This window comes from Phaeobacter sp. PT47_59 (assembly GCF_028890025.1).
Taxonomy (GTDB): Bacteria; Pseudomonadota; Alphaproteobacteria; order Rhodobacterales; family Rhodobacteraceae; genus Phycobacter.
The window spans coordinates 72345-88604 of the sequence record NZ_JARCJL010000016.1 but is presented as its reverse complement, the minus strand read 5'-3'; the positions used below and the strand labels follow the sequence as shown (position 1 = coordinate 88604).

At 60.7% G+C, this 16260-nt stretch carries 19 protein-coding genes and 1 pseudogene; 2 read left to right on the top strand and 18 right to left on the bottom strand.

Annotated features, from left to right (window positions below):
• Nucleotides 1-15: 15 nt before the first annotated feature.
• From PXK01_RS14920 to PXK01_RS14875, 10 genes are all read right to left on the bottom strand, one after another.
• Nucleotides 16-1029, bottom strand: a complete 1014-nt coding sequence (locus tag PXK01_RS14920; protein ID WP_007120612.1) for a type IV secretion system protein — start codon at nucleotides 1027-1029, stop codon at nucleotides 16-18.
• Nucleotides 1030-1455, bottom strand: a complete 426-nt coding sequence (locus tag PXK01_RS14915; protein ID WP_007120611.1) for a hypothetical protein — start codon at nucleotides 1453-1455, stop codon at nucleotides 1030-1032.
• Between the two features lie 8 nt (nucleotides 1456-1463).
• On the bottom strand, nucleotides 1464-2231 hold the full coding sequence (locus PXK01_RS14910; RefSeq protein ID WP_007120610.1) for a type IV secretion system protein: 768 nt from the start codon (nucleotides 2229-2231) through the stop codon (nucleotides 1464-1466).
• On the bottom strand, nucleotides 2228-3340 hold the full coding sequence (locus PXK01_RS14905; protein WP_007120609.1) for a lytic transglycosylase domain-containing protein: 1113 nt from the start codon (nucleotides 3338-3340) through the stop codon (nucleotides 2228-2230). The genes PXK01_RS14910 and PXK01_RS14905 overlap by 4 nt, the downstream gene beginning before the upstream one ends.
• Nucleotides 3337-3546 carry a hypothetical protein gene (locus PXK01_RS14900; RefSeq protein ID WP_007120608.1) on the bottom strand — a complete coding sequence of 70 codons (210 nt, stop codon included), beginning with the start codon at nucleotides 3544-3546 and terminating at the stop codon, nucleotides 3337-3339. The genes PXK01_RS14905 and PXK01_RS14900 overlap by 4 nt, the downstream gene beginning before the upstream one ends.
• Nucleotides 3543-5936, bottom strand: a complete 2394-nt coding sequence (locus PXK01_RS14895; RefSeq protein ID WP_007120607.1) for a VirB4 family type IV secretion/conjugal transfer ATPase — start codon at nucleotides 5934-5936, stop codon at nucleotides 3543-3545. The genes PXK01_RS14900 and PXK01_RS14895 overlap by 4 nt, the downstream gene beginning before the upstream one ends.
• Nucleotides 5911-6189, bottom strand: a complete 279-nt coding sequence (locus tag PXK01_RS14890) for a type IV secretion system protein VirB3 (RefSeq protein WP_038070148.1) — start codon at nucleotides 6187-6189, stop codon at nucleotides 5911-5913. The genes PXK01_RS14895 and PXK01_RS14890 overlap by 26 nt, the downstream gene beginning before the upstream one ends.
• Nucleotides 6190-6204: 15 nt before the next feature.
• Nucleotides 6205-6486, bottom strand: coding sequence for a TrbC/VirB2 family protein (locus tag PXK01_RS14885; protein WP_007120605.1), 282 nt, complete (start codon nucleotides 6484-6486; stop codon nucleotides 6205-6207).
• A gap of 16 nt (nucleotides 6487-6502) precedes the next feature.
• Nucleotides 6503-7060, bottom strand: coding sequence for a lytic transglycosylase domain-containing protein (locus PXK01_RS14880; protein WP_007120604.1), 558 nt, complete (start codon nucleotides 7058-7060; stop codon nucleotides 6503-6505).
• Nucleotides 7061-7139: 79 nt separating this feature from the next.
• The gene (locus PXK01_RS14875) at nucleotides 7140-7454 is read right to left on the bottom strand and encodes a hypothetical protein (protein ID WP_007120603.1); all 315 of its coding nucleotides are present in this window, start codon (nucleotides 7452-7454) and stop codon (nucleotides 7140-7142) included.
• A 132-nt stretch (nucleotides 7455-7586) separates the two neighbouring features.
• Here PXK01_RS14875 and PXK01_RS14870 point away from each other — a divergent pair, with 132 nt between their 5' ends.
• Nucleotides 7587-8165: a hypothetical protein gene (locus tag PXK01_RS14870; RefSeq protein WP_007120602.1), complete on the top strand. Its 579-nt coding sequence runs from the start codon at nucleotides 7587-7589 to the stop codon at nucleotides 8163-8165.
• Here PXK01_RS14870 and PXK01_RS14865 read toward each other — a convergent pair.
• The 8 genes from PXK01_RS14865 to PXK01_RS14830 all read right to left on the bottom strand — a co-directional run bounded on the left by PXK01_RS14865 (nucleotide 8159) and on the right by PXK01_RS14830 (nucleotide 15419).
• Entirely contained in the window at nucleotides 8159-8359 is a 201-nt protein-coding gene (locus PXK01_RS14865) for a hypothetical protein (protein WP_007120601.1), read from the bottom strand. The two genes, PXK01_RS14870 and PXK01_RS14865, sit on opposite strands and share 7 nt — an antisense overlap.
• A 76-nt stretch (nucleotides 8360-8435) precedes the next feature.
• Nucleotides 8436-8645, bottom strand: a complete 210-nt coding sequence (locus PXK01_RS14860) for a helix-turn-helix domain-containing protein (RefSeq protein ID WP_007120600.1) — start codon at nucleotides 8643-8645, stop codon at nucleotides 8436-8438.
• A gap of 323 nt (nucleotides 8646-8968) precedes the next feature.
• The gene (gene pcaF, locus PXK01_RS14855; protein ID WP_007120599.1) at nucleotides 8969-10168 is read right to left on the bottom strand and encodes a 3-oxoadipyl-CoA thiolase; all 1200 of its coding nucleotides are present in this window, start codon (nucleotides 10166-10168) and stop codon (nucleotides 8969-8971) included.
• Complete coding sequence (locus tag PXK01_RS14850; protein ID WP_274860685.1) at nucleotides 10165-11091, bottom strand: FAD-binding protein; 927 nt, start codon at nucleotides 11089-11091, stop codon at nucleotides 10165-10167. Before PXK01_RS14850 ends, pcaF begins: the two co-directional genes overlap by 4 nt.
• Nucleotides 11091-11849 (bottom strand): electron transfer flavoprotein subunit beta/FixA family protein, encoded by a 759-nt coding sequence (locus tag PXK01_RS14845; protein WP_009827023.1) that lies wholly within the window; start codon nucleotides 11847-11849, stop codon nucleotides 11091-11093. Before PXK01_RS14845 ends, PXK01_RS14850 begins: the two co-directional genes overlap by 1 nt.
• Before the next feature lie 76 nt (nucleotides 11850-11925).
• A complete protein-coding gene (locus tag PXK01_RS14840) occupies nucleotides 11926-12702 on the bottom strand; it encodes an SDR family NAD(P)-dependent oxidoreductase (RefSeq protein ID WP_009827024.1) in 777 nt (258 codons plus the stop codon).
• Nucleotides 12703-12753: 51 nt separating this feature from the next.
• On the bottom strand, nucleotides 12754-14391 hold the full coding sequence (locus PXK01_RS14835) for a flavin-containing monooxygenase (protein ID WP_009827025.1): 1638 nt from the start codon (nucleotides 14389-14391) through the stop codon (nucleotides 12754-12756).
• Between the two features lie 125 nt (nucleotides 14392-14516).
• Nucleotides 14517-15419 carry an alpha/beta hydrolase gene (locus PXK01_RS14830; protein WP_009827026.1) on the bottom strand — a complete coding sequence of 301 codons (903 nt, stop codon included), beginning with the start codon at nucleotides 15417-15419 and terminating at the stop codon, nucleotides 14517-14519.
• Nucleotides 15420-15671: 252 nt separating this feature from the next.
• Here PXK01_RS14830 and PXK01_RS14825 point away from each other — a divergent pair.
• Nucleotides 15672-16233 (top strand): annotated as a pseudogene (locus PXK01_RS14825) (IS5 family transposase); the annotation flags it as partial.
• Nucleotides 16234-16260 lie beyond the last annotated feature (27 nt).

Genomic DNA, 16260 nt, shown 5'->3' with positions numbered 1-16260 from the left:
TCGTCGTCTTTCACATCAGGGTTTGCGGAAGGCCTTGGCGGCGGAGAGAAGCGCGCCGGGGCTTTGCCGGATCAGCTCGCCGGTCTTCACCACACCCGCATTGGCCATCTGGTTCAGCTCATGCGGGGACTTGCCGGTGACGAGGCGCGAGGTTGCGCCCGCGCCATACTCCCGTGTGTTCACGAACCCCTGGCGCGCAAGGCCCGTGAGACCGACGGCATTGGACGCGATGCCGACGACACCGGTGAGATTGGAGGCGATGTAGGGCACCGAGGCCATGATCCCGGCGCTGAGGATCAGAATGACGAGGAAGGGCAGGATCAGGCTGACGGTTTCGACATCGCCCGGATCGGCGGAGGCGTCCCCGATCGCTTCGGCGATGGCGACGATGATGCCCGCGGCGCCTGCTGCGGCGACCGGCATGAGCGCGTAGCCAATGGTGGCGCGGGTCCAGGCCTCGAAGAGGGACTGGGTCGGTTTGAACAGCGAGGTCACGATCATGAAGGGGGCGATGACGATCATCAGCGCGAAGACGATGCGGGCGAAGGCGATGATCCCTGCGGTGACGGCGGCGAAGACGGCGGAGAGGACGAAGAAGATGGCACCCAGAACCGCGCCGAAGACCCAGCCCGCGCGGTCGCCGATCGTATCGCCATAGGCGGTGATGCGGGCGACCATATTGTCGAGGCTCTCATAGACCCCTGCCTCGTCGCCCGAGCCGGTAAGCGCCAGGATCGAGGCGCCCACGGAGTCGGGCACGCGCGTGACGATGTCATAGATGACGCTGAAATTATCCCAACTCTGCGCGAAGATCCCGACCAGGGCCACTTTCATCCCGAAGGCAAACCCGGTTCCGAAGGGCAGGGGGCGGAGCTGCATGACCGCGTTGATCCCGAGGAGCACGACAAGGAGCGTCGCGCCCGCCGAGATGACATTACCGACCGAGGCCGCCGAGGAGATAAAGCCGTCCTGCGCCACGGTGTTCACCGCGGCGTCGACTTGGCCAAGGATGTCGCGAATGACCCCCATTTACTCCGCACAGGCCTCCACAACTTGCGCCTCGAGCGCGTCCGCCTTGGCGTAGAGCTCGAGCACGTTGAAGGGCAGGCGCGGGTTGTCCGAGGTCTGGAACCGGGGCAGGGCGGCAAGCGCCTGATCCCAGGCGAACTGATCCAGCAGGCAGGTGCAGGTTTCCGAAGCGAGCGCCTCTTCGGCAATCAGGATGCGCAAGATCGCGCGGTAGCCATTGCGCAGATAGGCGGTTTCGGCCAGATCGGTAGGGGGTTTCGGAACACGACATTCATCCGTTTGATCCCGCGCGATGGCCATCGAGTTGAAGGGCGTGTCGCCGGAAGGGTTCGTGCTCGGGGTCTGGGCCGACGCAGCATTGTGCAGGATGCTCAAGACAAGGGCGGCGAGACCGAGCGCCCGGCCTGGAGCCAAGCTGCGGGTCATGGTTTGCCTCATGGATCCACCGCCATCGAGCGGAACTTGCGCTCATCCGCGAGGGTCGCGGCATCGACAACGCCAAGCTGGCCGGCACTCACGCCTTGCGCCGCTTCCAGCCGCCAAATCTGGGTCAGGATGATGCCAAGCTCGGCGGTGACGCGGGTGTTGAGATCGACGGCAGCCTTCAGCCCGTCCTGATCGTCGATGAGCCCGACCATGGTCTCGAGCCGCTCAAGGCTTTGGCCCGCTTCTTCGTGGCTTTCCTGTGCCGCGACGGAGAGCATGGCGCTGGCCCCGGCGGAAGCGGCGATGCGGTTATCGGCGGGCTCATCCGAGCCAGAAAGCGTGCTCAGGCGTTCCGAAGTAAACCCGCTGCCCGAAAGCACCCGTTCGACCGAGGCCGAGAGTTCTGCACCCGGATTGAAGCCGCTGAGAAAATCGCCGCTTGCCAGCGATTGTGCGGTATTGAGGGGCGCCACCAGCTTGCCGCGCAGCGCTCGGAATTCTTCGACCGTGGCGAAGAGTTCTCCGAGCCCGCTGCCTTCAATGAGCGAGGTCAGTTGCGCCTCGAGGTTCGTGAGCTGCGAGAGCTGGGTTTCCAGTTCCAGCCGCATTGTGGCGAGCTGCTGCATCTGGACATTCAGGTCCTCGGCCATGTGTTCGAGCTGCGCCACGAGTTGACCAAGCTGCGAGCCATCAAAGGTTGGGACGCCCTGGGCCGTTGCGGGCGAGGTAAACCCGAGTGTGGCGACCGCGGCCACGGTCAGGAGAAGCTGTCTCATTCGGGAACTCCCATCTGCATGAAGTCGCGCTCCGCCAACCGGTCTGCGACGAGGTGCTGCGCATAGACCGCCTCGCGCTGCTGGTTGGCGGCCATCAGCCGGACGCGAAGGTTGAGGATGCGGCCAATCTCGGCCTTGGCGTAGGTGTTGAGTTCCCAGGCCGCCTTGGCATTGGGTTGCGCATCGATCTGCAGGATGATCGCGCGGAGGCGGTTGATCACTTGCTCGGTCGTTGCCGAACTGTCGGCGGCGTAATAGACGCCCGCCTCGGAGATGCTGGCATATTCGGCGAGCGCAAAATCCGAGGGCGAGAGCGTGCCAAGCGCGTCGGCACCGCCCACCACAGCGAGGTATTCGTTGTAGAATTTCGAGATGTTGCGCACATAGCCTTGGGTCTCGGCAAAGGGCGGCACGCCCCCGTATTCGATGACCCGACCCGGCCCCGCGTTATAGGCCGCGAGCGCATGGGGTATGTTGCCGAAGCGGTTGAGCTGGGTGGTGATATAGCGCGCGCCGCCGCGGAGGTTGTCTTTCACGTCATAGCGGTCGACGCCGAGATCGGAGGCGGTGCCAGGCATGAGCTGGGTCAGGCCATAAGCCCCGACCGGGCTTTCAGCGGCGACGTTGAAGCGACTCTCCTGTTTAATCAGAGCCTGGAAGAGGCAGCGCCACTGGGTGGCCGAGAGACCGGCGCGGGCCACACCGGGCGCGCCTGCGAACTCGCCGGCGACCTCGACGATCATCATCTCGACCGTCTCGCGGCCCTCGCCGAAGAGGCGGCTGTTCATCGGGCTTGGATCGGTATTGGGATAGACCGCCGCCACCCCGAAATCCGCATTGCCCTCGAGCGCACGGATGTCGAAGCCAGGCCCGGTAATGGCAGCGGTCATTTCCTCGAGGACGCGCAGCTGGTCGGCCTGCACATCCGCCAGCGTGGACTCGGTCCGATCCTTGTCCTGCTGGACGCTTAGATCCTCGGCCAATGCCCTCACCCGGGCGATGGCGCGACCGATCGCGGAATTGTCCTGTGTCGGCACGCCCTGGGCATGCGCAGGCAGGGCGCTGAGGCCGAGGCAGAGCCCGGCGGATATGATCGCGGCGCGGCTCATTCCGAACGGGGCAGGGGCTCGAAGGTGCAGTCAGGCTTGGCCGTCTCCTGCACCGGTGCGCCCATGGTCGAGAAGGACAGGGCGGACCGCGTCACTTGCGGCTCGCCATTGCGTCCGAAACAGGGCGAGGTTTTCTCGGTGTATTTCTCGCAAGCGGAAAGAAGGCTCGCGGCGGCGCAAAGCGCGAGGAGGGGTTTCGAACTCATATCACATGTCTCCAGAAATCGGGATTGGCGCGCCAATCGGCAGGCACGCGGGCCTCGCCAGTGGCGCCGCCGCCAAGGATGGGAAGGAGGTCGCCAAGTGCGGAGAGATCGGCATCGACGAAGACGCTGTCGCCCGCCGAGCGGATAAGCGCGATGCGCTGGCCGATGGTCGGCTGCACGAGAAGGGCAGCCTCCTTGGCGTTGACGCGGAGAAAATCGTAATCGGAGACGGTGGCGCGATCGTTCGGGAAGAGGATCTGCGTCGGCACCGTCTCGACGATGGTTTTGCCGACGCGGCTGTCGCGCAACTGGCTCGGATACTGCGTCATCATGATGACGACGCAGTTCATCTTGCGAAGCGTCACCAGCCAGTTTTCCAGCCGCGCCCCGAAATACGGATCGTCCAAGAGCTTCCACGCTTCGTCGAGCACGATGATGGTGGGACGGCGGTCTTCGACCACGCGTTCGATCTGGCGGAAGATGTAGGAGAGTACCGCCATGCGCTCGGTCGTCATGTCGAGGATCTCGGTCATATCAAACCCGACGATGTCGCCCGTGAGCTTGAGGCCCGCGCCGCGCTCGGGCTCGTCGAACACCCAGCCATAGCGCCCGCCGGGGGCCCATTCGGCAACGCGGGATTGCAGCTCGCCATCATCATCGAGTGACTGGAACAGGGTCTCGAAACTGGCGAAACGCTGCAGCGCCGCCCCCGCATCGGCGTTCTGGCCGACCGCGCTTTGGATATGGCGGGATTGCTCGCCCGAGAGCGTGCCATTCCGTGTGAGAAGTGTCGCAAGCCAGTCCGAGAGCCAGGCGCGGCCGCGCTCGTCGGTTTCGGTGGCGAGCGGGTTCAGACCTGTCGGCACGCCAGCCCGGATTTCGTTATAGCGCCCGCCGAGGGCGCGCACGGCCATCTCCAGGCCGCGATCCTTGTCGAAGAAGAAAAGCCGTGCGCCGACCCGCTGCGCCTGCGCTGCGAGAAAGGCAGTGGTGAGCGTCTTGCCGGTCCCGGTGCGCCCCAGAACCAGCGTATGGCCAACGGTCGGTTCCTTGCCTGGGGCTCCCGCCTCGTGGAAATTGAAGCGATAACCAGAGGTGCCGACCGTGGGCAGGACCGAAATGGTCTGACCCCAGGGCGACTGATCAGGACCGCGTCCTTCGACGCTACCATGCAGAGCTGCGAAGTCGGCGAAATTGATGGAGGAAATCGGCGTCTTGCGAGCGCGGTAGCCGAAATTGCCGGGGGATTGTGCGAAGTAGGTGGCTTTCAGCGCCATGTTCTCGCGCACGATGACGGACATGATCTCCTGACCCACGCGTTTGATCTGGGCGGCGGCCCGTTCGAGCGTGTCGCGGTCCGGCGCGTAGACCGCGATGGAGAGGTGATGGTCCCCGAAGGCGATGCGTCCTGCCTCCTGGTCGTCGGCAGCCTGGCCCAATTGTTCGCGCAGGGAGACGGCCGCATCGTCGGAGGCCTGCATCTGGCGGATGATGCGCTGGATGCGTTCGGCCATGATGTTGTTCGGGATCGGGCTGAAGGAGTTCGTGAGCACGATGTCGAGCGGCAGGTCGAGCGCGTCGAGCAGCGTCACATCGGTCAATGCCGGGTAGGTCTTCATCGAAAAGAGCGCGCCGTATTTGACCCGCCCAGTCACGGCGTCGGTCAGGGTGACGACGTCGCCGTCGAAGGTCGCGCGGCAATTGCTCAAAATATGTGAAAGAGGCAGAGCGCTTTGTCCGAAGGCTATGGGGGAGAAGCTGCCCGCGTTCAGCGTGTTTAGATAGCCCAGCCATTCACCACCCGTGCGGGTCAGGCGCACAGGGTTGGCCGAAGACAGAGCCACCTCGAAAAAGCCCATGACCTCGTTCAGCTCCTGCAGGCGCGTCGCGCGGTCCTTGACCCAGGCTTTGCGGGCCAGCGTCCGAAGGAATGGAATGCGCGCGGAGATATCGGGGCGCCGGATCACGCTGAGATAGAGTTGGCGCTTGGCCGGGCGCAGGTCTTTCACATGGGCCTGCCAGCGGGCATCTATCGCGGCGGCGAAGCTGTCGCCCTCGATGGGGCGCATCCCCAGATCCTGTGGCACGGAGATGCGGTGGATGTAAAAGCCGAAGGCATTGCCGGTCTGGGCGACGATGGCGGCAACCGCGCGCTTGAGCGCATCGAGCCGTGCGTCTTCGCTGGTCATCGGGTTCAGACCATCAAGGCGCAGGGTCGCCATCAGATCGCCCTCGCGCAGCACCATCACATCGTCATCGGCAAGCGCGAAATACGGCAGGTGATCAGCGAGATAGCTCTCCCGCGCGAACTCCCCGCCGCCAGCCTGAAGCAGAGCGGTTCCGTGAGTGGAAAGTGTGCCCGCATCAAGCGCCAAAGCTGTCGCCTCCATGCAGGGCGCGGTTCTTCGTCGGGCGCACCGAGCCGTAGGAAACGCGCAGGACCTCGAAGAAATGCGGCTCGCGGTCGGCGACGAACCAGAGGATCGGATAGGCGACGAGGCCGATCAGGAAGAAGACCATGGACTTGGTCCAGATGAACGGCAGAACGACCCCGGTCGCCAGCACCACGAGGTATCCGACAGGGAGGCCCAGATACTTGGGCGGTCGGGCGAGGCCCAGAAAAAGGGGGGATCGTTCTGCCAACTCTATTCTCCAACCTCAGGAGAAGCCGTCGACGATGGTGCCGGCCGAGAAGATCAGCACGATCCCGATGATGACCGAGGCGAACCAGCCCCAGTTCAGCCGCCCCATCATGCACATGAAACCAGTGCCGATGACGGCGAGTGTGGCAACCGCGATCCCAATCGGACCGGTCAGCGCGGCCTCGACGGTTTCCAGCATGGTCTGGATCGGCGACAAGTCCTGCGCGAAGGCAGGGCTTGCGAGAGCCGCCAAGGTTGTGGTGGCAGGCAAGAGGCGGCTGAGGCGATGTCGAAGCATGCGAAGTTCCCTTGTTTTACTGAAGATCGATGAGGACCGGCGCGCGGGCTGGAACCCGGTCTGCGACGCGGATGTCCGGCGCGGAAACAGGTGTACCCGCAAGTCGGGACCGGATCCGGTGGATGCGCGCGATGTAGTCGCGGGTCTCGATGAAAGGCGGGATGCCGGAATACTCGACCACCCGGTGCGGTCCGGCATTGTAGGCCGCGAGCGCCAAGTCGATGTCCTTGAACGTTCCGAGTTGTGCGAGCAGATACCGCGCCGCGCCGTCGAGGTTCTGGGAGGGATCGCGCGGATCGACGCCGAGCGCACGGGCAGTATCCGGCATCAGCTGGCCAAGACCATAGGCATCCTTCGGGCTGACGGCGGTCGGGTTGTAGCTGCTTTCAGCCTCGACCAGGGCGCGGAACAGAATTTGCCAGTCGTCCGCATCAAGGCTGACCTGCCGCAGGGCACGGTTCCCCTGGTGGCGGACGGCAGTCGTGCGGATCAGGGAGAGGGTGTCGTCGCGACTGGAAGGCGGCGTGGCGTCCAACGAGGCCAGAACGACCTCGGCTTCAGCGCTATGTTCCAAACCAGCCCAGGCAGGGCGCTCACCGTGAAAGGTCCAGCCCGAAGTCCGGGCTGTGCCGTCGCGGCCGAAGGCGATAACGTCAGCCGCGCTCCTCGAGGGTGATGCTGTAGTCAGGACCAAAGCGCAGATCGCGCCCGTCACCGAACTCGAGATGATGTTTGAAGAGCCCTGGCCATATGTTGAAATACCGCGGCTCAGGCCCGTGCGGGGTGATCCGGGTCGAGACCAGAATGGCTTCCGGCTCACCCTCGCGCAGGTAGATGCACTGGTAGCGCGGCTTGCCATCGTCCGTGAACCCCACGAGTTCATACCGGCAGCGGAACGCGATGCCCTGTTCGGACAGGTCTTTGACACCATCGATGGTGATCAGGATCTGGTTGCGCGCTATCGGCATGTTCGGACTCTCCCCACGAGAGCCCTTCTACTTCCTGCGCTTAAATCCATAAAGTCATATGGAGTCAATACGACATATTGCAGATAAATACATATTGCGCGATAGTCTGCGCAACTTTTGCGGGAGAGCGACATGAAGCGACAGGCGATGGCAGCGGCGATGGGGGTGATGGCGGTGTTCGGAGCCCCGGGGAAGGCGCAGGCCTATGACATCGACTGCGCCATCATGCTCTGCATGGCTGGCGGCTTCCCCCCGAGCGCAGTCTGTGCACGGGCCTATCGCACTATGATCCGCCGCATCACGCCCTGGCCGAGCCTGCCGCCCTTCGGGGTCTGCACCTTCGCACATGTGCCGGTCGAGCTGGGCGGGCCCGGCGGGGAGGGCGAGCTCGACACCACTCTGCCCGAATACGAATGGCTGAACCGCACCCATGTGATCTGGTTCACCGGTCAAGCCTATAGAGAAAGGGGAGGTGAACAGTATTGGGACTGGTCTCTCCGTTCCTGCGACCGAGAGAACCGCACCTGCCGGTACATCCAGCGGGTCTACCGATCCCACACGCCCTGGCCCGAGGCATTCGTATCGGAAGGCGGTCAGGAGATCGCCTATCCGACCGGCGGAGGTTCCTCGTACTTCTATTTGCGCAGTATCATGGTTGAATACGGCGACTACGAGGGCAACATGGGCCACTCGGAGTGGTTCTCCTACTGATCCGAACGGTCTGATGCCTTCAGGGAAACTGGGCGAAGCTCGACCAGACAAGCATCAAAGCGTTCTGGATCGACATGCCAGCGGCGGCTCACCGAGCCATCATTCCAACGGTAATCGGTGAACAGGTGAATCTCCTGCGCACCGTCGTTCAGAAACCCGTTCTGGAAGGGCCAGCCTGTCTTCTTCTTACCCATCGAACTCTCTGCACTCCATTTGACTACCTCTTGAGACGTTCCGCTCCAGGACGCATCAGGGGCTGGCAAAAACTGGCTAGCGTTTTGTGAAGAGCTCTGCTGGATCTACGTTCAGTGCTTTGGCGATACGTTCGAGAAGGTCGAGGGAGGCCGCGAACTTGGCGTTCTCGAGCTTGCCCATATGGCCGCGACTCACATCGGCCCGATGAGCAAGCTCCTCCTGGCTGAGGCTGCGGGCGCGTCTCAATTCCTGGATGTTTAGTGCTACACGGTCCCGCAAGTTCATGCCGTTGAAACGGACACGATGCGCGAAATATCGCCACGCGATATATGTTACATTCGGAAGTGCAGAGAAGAAATCTTGGGATGGCGCGAGATCGCCGGAATGGAATGCCTGCCGAAACGCAGGTCACGTGATGATCCGTCTCGCAAACATTATGGGCCGTTCAATCGTTCTTTCAGGAAAGGGCGGCACCGGAGAGAGGTTCCGGTACCGCCAGGGTATCGCCCACAGGGAGGTGGTAGAGGGCGAATTCTACACGGAAAATTTGGGGTCGACCAATAATCGCGTAATCATGATTATGGTAATTTTTAGGCTGTCACGGCACCTCAGACAGCTTCGAGTGCGATTGCAATTCCCTGTCCCACGCCAATACACATGGTCGACAACGACTTTTCTCCAGGTTTGAGGTCCAGCATCGCTGAGCCGGTGATGCGGGCACCCGACATGCCAAGCGGATGGCCGAGAGCAATAGCGCCGCCGTTTGGGTTCACGCGGGCATCATCATCCGCGATCCCCAGGTGCCGTAGTGTGGCCAGACCCTGCGAAGCAAAGGCTTCGTTAAGTTCGATCACCGAGAAGTCTTCTTGTTTCAGTCCAAGTCGCGCCATCAGCTTTTTCGACGCCGGTGCCGGCCCGAAACCCATGATGCGCGGTGCAACGCCGGCGGTTGCGCCGCCCAAGACCCTTGCGACCGGCGTGAGGCCAAATTTTTTTGCGACGTCGCTGGTGGCAAGGATCAATGCTGCGGCACCATCGTTCACGCCTGAAGAATTCCCTGCGGTTACCGTGCCATCCGCTTTTACGAAAGTTTTCAGTTGGGCGAGCGCTTCCAAAGTCGTACTCGCGCGAGGGTGTTCATCCTGTACGACGATCTTTGGCTCCCCCTTTCGCTGAGGAATCTCTACCGGGACAATTTCACGGGCCAAACGACCGTTCGCCATAGCAACGCTCGCCTTTTGCTGGGAATGTAGGGCGAAAGCATCTTGGTCGGCGCGGTTGATGCCGAAGACTTCAGCCACGTTTTCGGCCGTTTCAGGCATACTGTCGACGCCGTATTGGCTCTTCATCAGTCTATTGACGAAGCGCCAGCCGATGGTGGTGTCTTCCACACTATTCTCGCGCGAGAATACTGTTGTAGCTTTTGGCATCACAAACGGAGCACGCGACATGCTTTCCACACCACCTGCGACAATGAGATCGGCCTCTCCTGATTTGATAGCGCGGGCGGCCGTGATTATCGCATCCATGCCCGACCCGCACAACCGATTCATTGTTGTCCCCGGTACACAATCCGGAAATCCAGCTAGTAGAAGCGACATGCGAGCAACATTACGGTTGTCCTCTCCCGCTTGGTTGGCGCAGCCAAAAATCACTTCGTCAATGGTCGCTAGATCTAGCCCCGGGTTTCGGCTGGCCAAGGCCCTGAGTGGGATTGCGCCAAGATCGTCGGCTCGCACAGAAGAAAGCGCGCCGCCATAGCGACCGATTGGTGTGCGGATGTAATCGCAGATATAGACGTTTGTCATTCTTTGAGTGCCTTTGTCAGGTCCGGGACTGCGTCGAAGAGGTCTGCGACGAGGCCGTAATCGGCGATTTGGAAGATGGGGGCCTCTTCGTCCTTGTTGATGGCGACGATGACCTTACTGTCCTTCATCCCCGCAAGGTGTTGAATTGCCCCGGAAATCCCGACCGCGATATACAGCTCGGGCGCCACGACCTTGCCGGTCTGGCCGACCTGCCAGTCGTTCGGTGCGAACCCAGAGTCCACAGCCGCGCGCGAGGCGCCGACGGCAGCACCCAGTTTGTCCGCAAGTGCTTCAATAATCGCGAAATTTTCCTCGGAACCGACGCCGCGCCCGCCCGAGACCACGACCTTGGCCGAGGTCAGTTCCGGACGATCCGACGCCGCGACCTTGTCCTCGACCCAGGCGCTCAGGCCCGCGTTGCCGGCTGCTGCGATGGCCTCGACGGCGGCCGAGCCACCCTGGCCAGCCGCGTCGAAGGCGGTGGTGCGGACGGTCAGTAACTTCTTGGAATCGTTGGACTTTACCGTCTGCATCGCGTTGCCCGCGTAGATCGGGCGCTCGAACGTGGACCCGTCCAGGATGGCCGTCACGTCCGACAGAACCATCACATCCAGCAGCGCCGCAACGCGCGGCAGGATGTTTTTCGCGCTTGCCGTGGAGGGAGCAACGATATGTTCATAATTGCCTGCCAGGCTGACCACCAGATCGGCGACCGGCTCGGCCAGGCCGTTGGCGTAGGCCGCGTCATCCGCGACCACAACCTTCGCCACGCCGTCGATCTGCGACGCGGCCTGACCCGCAGCAGCAGGGCCCGCAACCAGAACGGTCACATCGCCCAGCGATTTGGCAGAGGTCACCGCCTTGGCGGTGGCGTCCAGCGCCAGCGCGCCACCGGCGATTTCTGCAAGGAGAAGAACAGCCATTACACGATCCCCTTTTCTTTCAGTTTCGACACCAGCTCGTCGACCGAGCCGACCATCTCGCCTGCCGACCGTGCGGCGGGCTCGGCGGTTTTCACAATCTCCAGGCGCGGGGTGACATCGACGCCGTAATCGGCGGCGGTCTTCTCATCCAGCGGCTTCTTCTTGGCCTTCATGATGTTGGGCAGCGAGGCATAGCGCGGCTCGTTCAGGCGCAAATCGGCGGTGACGATCGCCGGCAGCTTGACCTTGATCGTCTGCAACCCGCCATCCACTTCGCGGGTCACGACGGCATGATCGCCTTCGATCCCGACCTCGGAGGCATAGGTCGCCTGGCCCCAGCCCAGCAGCGCCGCCAGCATCTGGCCGGTGGCGTTCATGTCATTGTCGATCGCCTGCTTGCCCGCGATCACCAGGCCCGGCGCCTCGGCGTCGATCACGGCCTTCAGGATCTTGGCCACCGCCAGCGGCTCGATGTCCTGGTGCACGTCATCGGCGGCCACAACCAGGATCGCCCGGTCCGCGCCCATCGCCAGCGCCGTGCGCAGCGTTTCCTGCGCCTGCTTCACGCCGATCGAGACGACGACAACCTCGTCCGCCTTGCCCGCTTCCTTCAGCCGGATCGCCTCTTCGACCGCAATCTCGTCGAACGGGTTCATCGACATCTTCACATTCGCGAGATCAACTCCGCTCCCGTCCGCCTTAACGCGAACCTTCACGTTGTGGTCAATTAGGCGTTTTATAGGAGCAATTATTTTCATTGGCTTTTATCGTTTTCAAAATTTGCAATGGTGGTAACGGCCCGGATTCCGAGCCGTTACTCGGGATGGGTCCCTGTCAATTCGCAGTATAACCGCCATCTACTACAATCTCTGCTCCGTGAACGAACGATGACTCATCCGATGCGAGGAACAGGACCGCATTCGAAACCTCTTCAGGTTTGCTTGGTCGCTTGAGCAGCGTCGCCCCCAGAATTGCCTGCCGGGTAACTTCGTCGGCGTGTAGCAGATCTTTTGTCATGGGAGTATCGATGACACCGGGATGGATCGAATTCACGCGTATGCCACTTTCAGCCAGGTCGACTGCGCAGGATTTCGTCAACATCCGTACGGCGCCTTTGGATCCAATGTAGGCTCCCGCCGAAGCGGCTCCAACAATCCCATAGATTGAAGAAATATTGATAATAGATGCCTTTTCGGCCTCTTTCATCAATGGAACCGCGGCTCGGATGCCGAGATAAATACCGCGTACATTGACGTTGAACGTCATGTCAAATTCGTCAGGCGAGGTTTCGTGGAGCGGCTTAAGAATGAGAATGCCAGCGTTGTTCACTAGCACATCAAGCCGACCAGCACTTGATTGCACCGTAGAGATGACATTCTTCCAATCTTCTTCAAGCGTCACGTCATGTTGAATGAATTCCGCCTTCCCTCCGGCTTCAATGATACCTTTCACTACGCTTTCAGCCGCTTCCGTGTCACGGTCGGTTACAAATACATGCGCACCTTCACGTGCCAGCGTTTCACAATGGGCTTTTCCCATGCCCATCGCTCCACCTGTTACCAGTGCGACTTTTCCGAATACCCTTCCCAAATCTCTCTCCCTAGTTTTCATGAACAAATTTAATTGGTTCCGCCGGGGATTCTTGATGCCCGGCGGAATTCTTTACACCTTCTCGGCAGTGCGGTTGCGGATCAGGGATGTATAACCTTCCTCCTTCACTGCATTAATGGCATTTCGGTAATTGCCAATCCCGGCCATGTAGAACATTACTGCATTCTTCTTTCCGGGGATATTTGCGCCGAAGATCCAGCTTTCAGCTTTGGGGAAGAGTGTCATGTCGGCGATTTCACGACAGGTGCGAACCCAAGCATCGCGCGCTTCCACGGTTGGCTCCACATTTCGAACCCCCTCTTCTTCCACCGTGCAAATCGTGTCAGCGATCCATTCGACTTGCGTCTCAATGCTGGGGGGCAGGTTGGTGAAGGGGCCATTAGGGCCAAGGATCATGAAGAAGTTCGGGAAGTCGACCTCCATCATGCCGAGGTAACCGAGCGGGCCTTCCTTCCAAGTGTCGCGCATGGTCACGCCTCCGCGTCCGCGGAGGTCCATTTTGACGTAATTGCCGTCGACCGCATCGAAGCCAGTGGCAAAGATTACGATGTCAAGCTCATGCTCCTCGCCGCTTTCGAGACGTATGCCGTTCGGAGTGAACTCTGCGATCGGATCGGCCTTAACGTCGGCGAGGGTCACGTTGTCTCGGTTGTAGACCTCGTAATAGTTGTTTCCGCAAAGCGGGCGCTTGGCGTAAAGGTCCTTCGGCGTCAGTTTCTCTGCGACCTTGGGGTCCTTCACGATTTTCTTGATTTTGCCCTTGATGAAGTCAGCGGCCGCATCATTGGCCACTTGGCTGGTCGCAATATCGCAAAAGGTGCCAAACATGAAATAGAAACCACCGCCGCGCTGCCAGGCGGCTTCGAAGACCCGCTCCCGTTCTTCGGGGGAGGCGGTTTCGGCGGGCTTGACGCTTTCTTCGAAGCCGAAGGCCACAACAGAATTCTTCACTTGATTCCAGATACTATCGTAGTTTGCCTTTTGCTCTGCGATGGTAGCATCGTCTTGCGGGGTGTTCCCAATCGGCACGACATATTGTGCAGAGCGCTGAAAAACAGTCAGGTGTTTTGCAACTGGTGCCGTTGCTGTAATAACCTGCACACCGGTCGAGCCAGTGCCAATAATGCCCACGCGTTTGTTGCTCAAGTCCACGCCGTCGGGCCAGGCACCTGTGTGTAAGATACGGCCTTTGAAATCATCGATGCCCTTGAATTTTGGAACATTCGTTGCGGACAAGAGACCGAGGCCAGTGACAAGGTATTTGGCGGTAACTGTCTCACCACTATCAGTGATCACGTTCCAGAGACCGGTTTTTTCATTATAGTGCGCGCCGTCCACCTTGGTGTCGAACTTGTAGCTGCGTCGGAGATCGAGATGATCCGCCACCTCGTTCATGTATTCGAGGATCTCGGGCTGGGTCAGATACCGCGTTTTCCAGCGGCCTTTTTGAAGCAACTCTTTGTCAAAAGAATAGCGGTAGACATAGCTTTCCGTGTCCGACAGCGCACCGGGATATCGGTTCCACCACCAGGTGCCGCCAACGTCACTGGCGCTGTCATAGCCCCGGACGTTCAGTCCCTGCTCGTTGCGAAGTTTGTGGACGGCGTAAAGCCCGCCGAAGCCCGCGCCAATGACGACTGCGTCGTAATCCGCTCCGGATGTTTTAGTAATCTCAGTCTGAATGTTCATGTCACTCCTCCCAGAGTAAGACTGCTCCGCCCCGCAGTTTGCGGGTGAGATGGCAGATGAATGTGTCGTAGGGGTTTCTCTCGCACCGCACCGCACCGCACCGCAATGCAGTGCGAGTACAGGTGTCAGAGGGCCTGATACCATGCGGCGATGCGACCAAGTTCCTCGTTCGCCTCGGGCGCGCGTCCCGAAAGCGCGGGAAAGACATGCTGCATGCCTTCGACGATAGACAGGGTCACATTTACGCCCTGTGCCTTGGCCTTTTCGTGCAACCGCTCGGCATCGCTCCTAAGCGTCTCAGCCCCTCCGGCATTGATATAAAGCGGCGGGTAACCGGTGAAATCGTTCTCCAGAGGGTTGGCCAACGGATTTAGCTGATCAGTGCCTTCACCGAGGAACATTCCCGCCATCGCTTCGAGAATCGGTTTCCCGACTAGCGCATCGGTTTCCGCGTTGGTTTCCAGTGTTTCCCCGCGCATCGCCATGTCTAGCCAGGGCGAATATGCGATGACCGCTCCGGGCAGTGGCAGCCCAAGTTCGCGAAATTTCAGCACGCTGGCGATGGCAAGATTGCCGCCAGCACTGTCGCCAGCGGTCAGAATATTTCTTGCCTTGAAGCCCTTATCCAGCAATGCTGTGTACGCGGCTACCGCATCTTCGATCTGCGCCGGAAATGGGTGCTCGGGTGCGCGTCGATAGTGCAGGATCACCGACGTAACCCCAAGCACCTTAGCGAGGTGCCCTGCCATTTTCCGATGACTATCGGCTGAGCCGACGGCAAAGCCGCCACCATGAGTGTAAACAATTACACGCGAGGTATCGGCCCCGACAGGCAGTGCCCAGATAGCCTCGACTCCTCCGATATGATCGCTTTTGTAGCTAACGTTTTCCGGCTCTAGAGCAGGCTGCCCCCATTCATCGAACATGCTGCGCAAGTTCGCGATCGTCAGGTCTGGGTTCTCGACCATCTGATCGGTCCAATTCTGATAAAGCGCCCGCAGCGTATCCGCTTCTCTACTGATTTCCATATTTATCCTCCCAAGAGTAACATTTGGCAAAGCCACCACCTGACGTCGCCAATCTCGGAGGCGTCAAACGGTCTGAGGCGTACGCCAATGATCTCAGAGTAAGGGCGAAGAATGCACCGTGTATTGAACATACCTGCTTTGGAAATTGTATGATCTTGCTCAGCCTGTCGTGAGGCAGATATGCCTGCTACTAGGCTCTGTTGAACAAATTCCGTGCGGGATCCATCTTATGAACCCGGCTTGGTAGCCGGGGTGCATGAGCAGACTGCACCCCCGACCTACAACACCAGGAACTTGCGAGCCTACAATGAAGCGCTCAAGCGCCGGGGCGCTCTGGCAATCTGGTTCGACCCCGAAATGAGCTGGGAGGCCGCGCCGATAGGCAGTCGTGGCCGGCAGCAGACCTACAGCGATGCCTCCAGCCAGACCTGCCTTTCCATGAAGGTGTTATTCGGCATGGCGCTCCGGTAGACGACTGGGTTCGTCTAGAGCCTGCTGCAGCTGGTTGGTCTCGTCCGGACTGTGCCCGACTTCAGCACCCTGTCCCGGCGTCAGAAGACCCTGGCCGTGAACATCTCGAATCGCGGCTCCAAGGGGCCGCTGCACCTGCTGTCAGCACGCGTATCAAAGTCGCGGGCGAAGGCGAGTGGCACGCCCGCAAGCATGGTGGACCCAAACGGCGCGTCTGGACCGAGATCCATCTCGGGGTTGACGAGGAAACACTGGAGGTTCGCGCAGTGACGAGGTCACAGGGAGCCACATCGGCGATGCATGGGTTTTACCCGACCTCCTCAACCAGATCCCGGCGGACCAGTAGATGGGGTCTGCTCCGGCTGAGTGC

Bases quoted from the DNA above. Each gene is read 5' to 3' on its own strand.
- PXK01_RS14920 (WP_007120612.1), bottom strand. From the start codon at position 1,029: ATGGGGGTCATTCGCGACATCCTTGGCCAAGTCGACGCCGCGGTGAAC.
- PXK01_RS14915 (WP_007120611.1), bottom strand. From the start codon at position 1,455: ATGACCCGCAGCTTGGCTCCAGGCCGGGCGCTCGGTCTCGCCGCCCTT.
- PXK01_RS14910 (WP_007120610.1), bottom strand. From the start codon at position 2,231: ATGAGACAGCTTCTCCTGACCGTGGCCGCGGTCGCCACACTCGGGTTT.
- PXK01_RS14905 (WP_007120609.1), bottom strand. From the start codon at position 3,340: ATGAGCCGCGCCGCGATCATATCCGCCGGGCTCTGCCTCGGCCTCAGC.
- PXK01_RS14900 (WP_007120608.1), bottom strand. From the start codon at position 3,546: ATGAGTTCGAAACCCCTCCTCGCGCTTTGCGCCGCCGCGAGCCTTCTT.
- PXK01_RS14895 (WP_007120607.1), bottom strand. From the start codon at position 5,936: ATGGAGGCGACAGCTTTGGCGCTTGATGCGGGCACACTTTCCACTCAC.
- PXK01_RS14885 (WP_007120605.1), bottom strand. From the start codon at position 6,486: ATGCTTCGACATCGCCTCAGCCGCCTCTTGCCTGCCACCACAACCTTG.
- PXK01_RS14875 (WP_007120603.1), bottom strand. From the start codon at position 7,454: ATGCCGATAGCGCGCAACCAGATCCTGATCACCATCGATGGTGTCAAA.
- PXK01_RS14870 (WP_007120602.1), top strand. From the start codon at position 7,587: ATGAAGCGACAGGCGATGGCAGCGGCGATGGGGGTGATGGCGGTGTTC.
- PXK01_RS14865 (WP_007120601.1), bottom strand. From the start codon at position 8,359: ATGGGTAAGAAGAAGACAGGCTGGCCCTTCCAGAACGGGTTTCTGAAC.
- PXK01_RS14860 (WP_007120600.1), bottom strand. From the start codon at position 8,645: ATGAACTTGCGGGACCGTGTAGCACTAAACATCCAGGAATTGAGACGC.
- pcaF (WP_007120599.1), bottom strand. From the start codon at position 10,168: ATGACAAACGTCTATATCTGCGATTACATCCGCACACCAATCGGTCGC.
- PXK01_RS14850 (WP_274860685.1), bottom strand. From the start codon at position 11,091: ATGGCTGTTCTTCTCCTTGCAGAAATCGCCGGTGGCGCGCTGGCGCTG.
- PXK01_RS14845 (WP_009827023.1), bottom strand. From the start codon at position 11,849: ATGAAAATAATTGCTCCTATAAAACGCCTAATTGACCACAACGTGAAG.
- PXK01_RS14840 (WP_009827024.1), bottom strand. From the start codon at position 12,702: ATGAAAACTAGGGAGAGAGATTTGGGAAGGGTATTCGGAAAAGTCGCA.
- PXK01_RS14835 (WP_009827025.1), bottom strand. From the start codon at position 14,391: ATGAACATTCAGACTGAGATTACTAAAACATCCGGAGCGGATTACGAC.
- PXK01_RS14830 (WP_009827026.1), bottom strand. From the start codon at position 15,419: ATGGAAATCAGTAGAGAAGCGGATACGCTGCGGGCGCTTTATCAGAAT.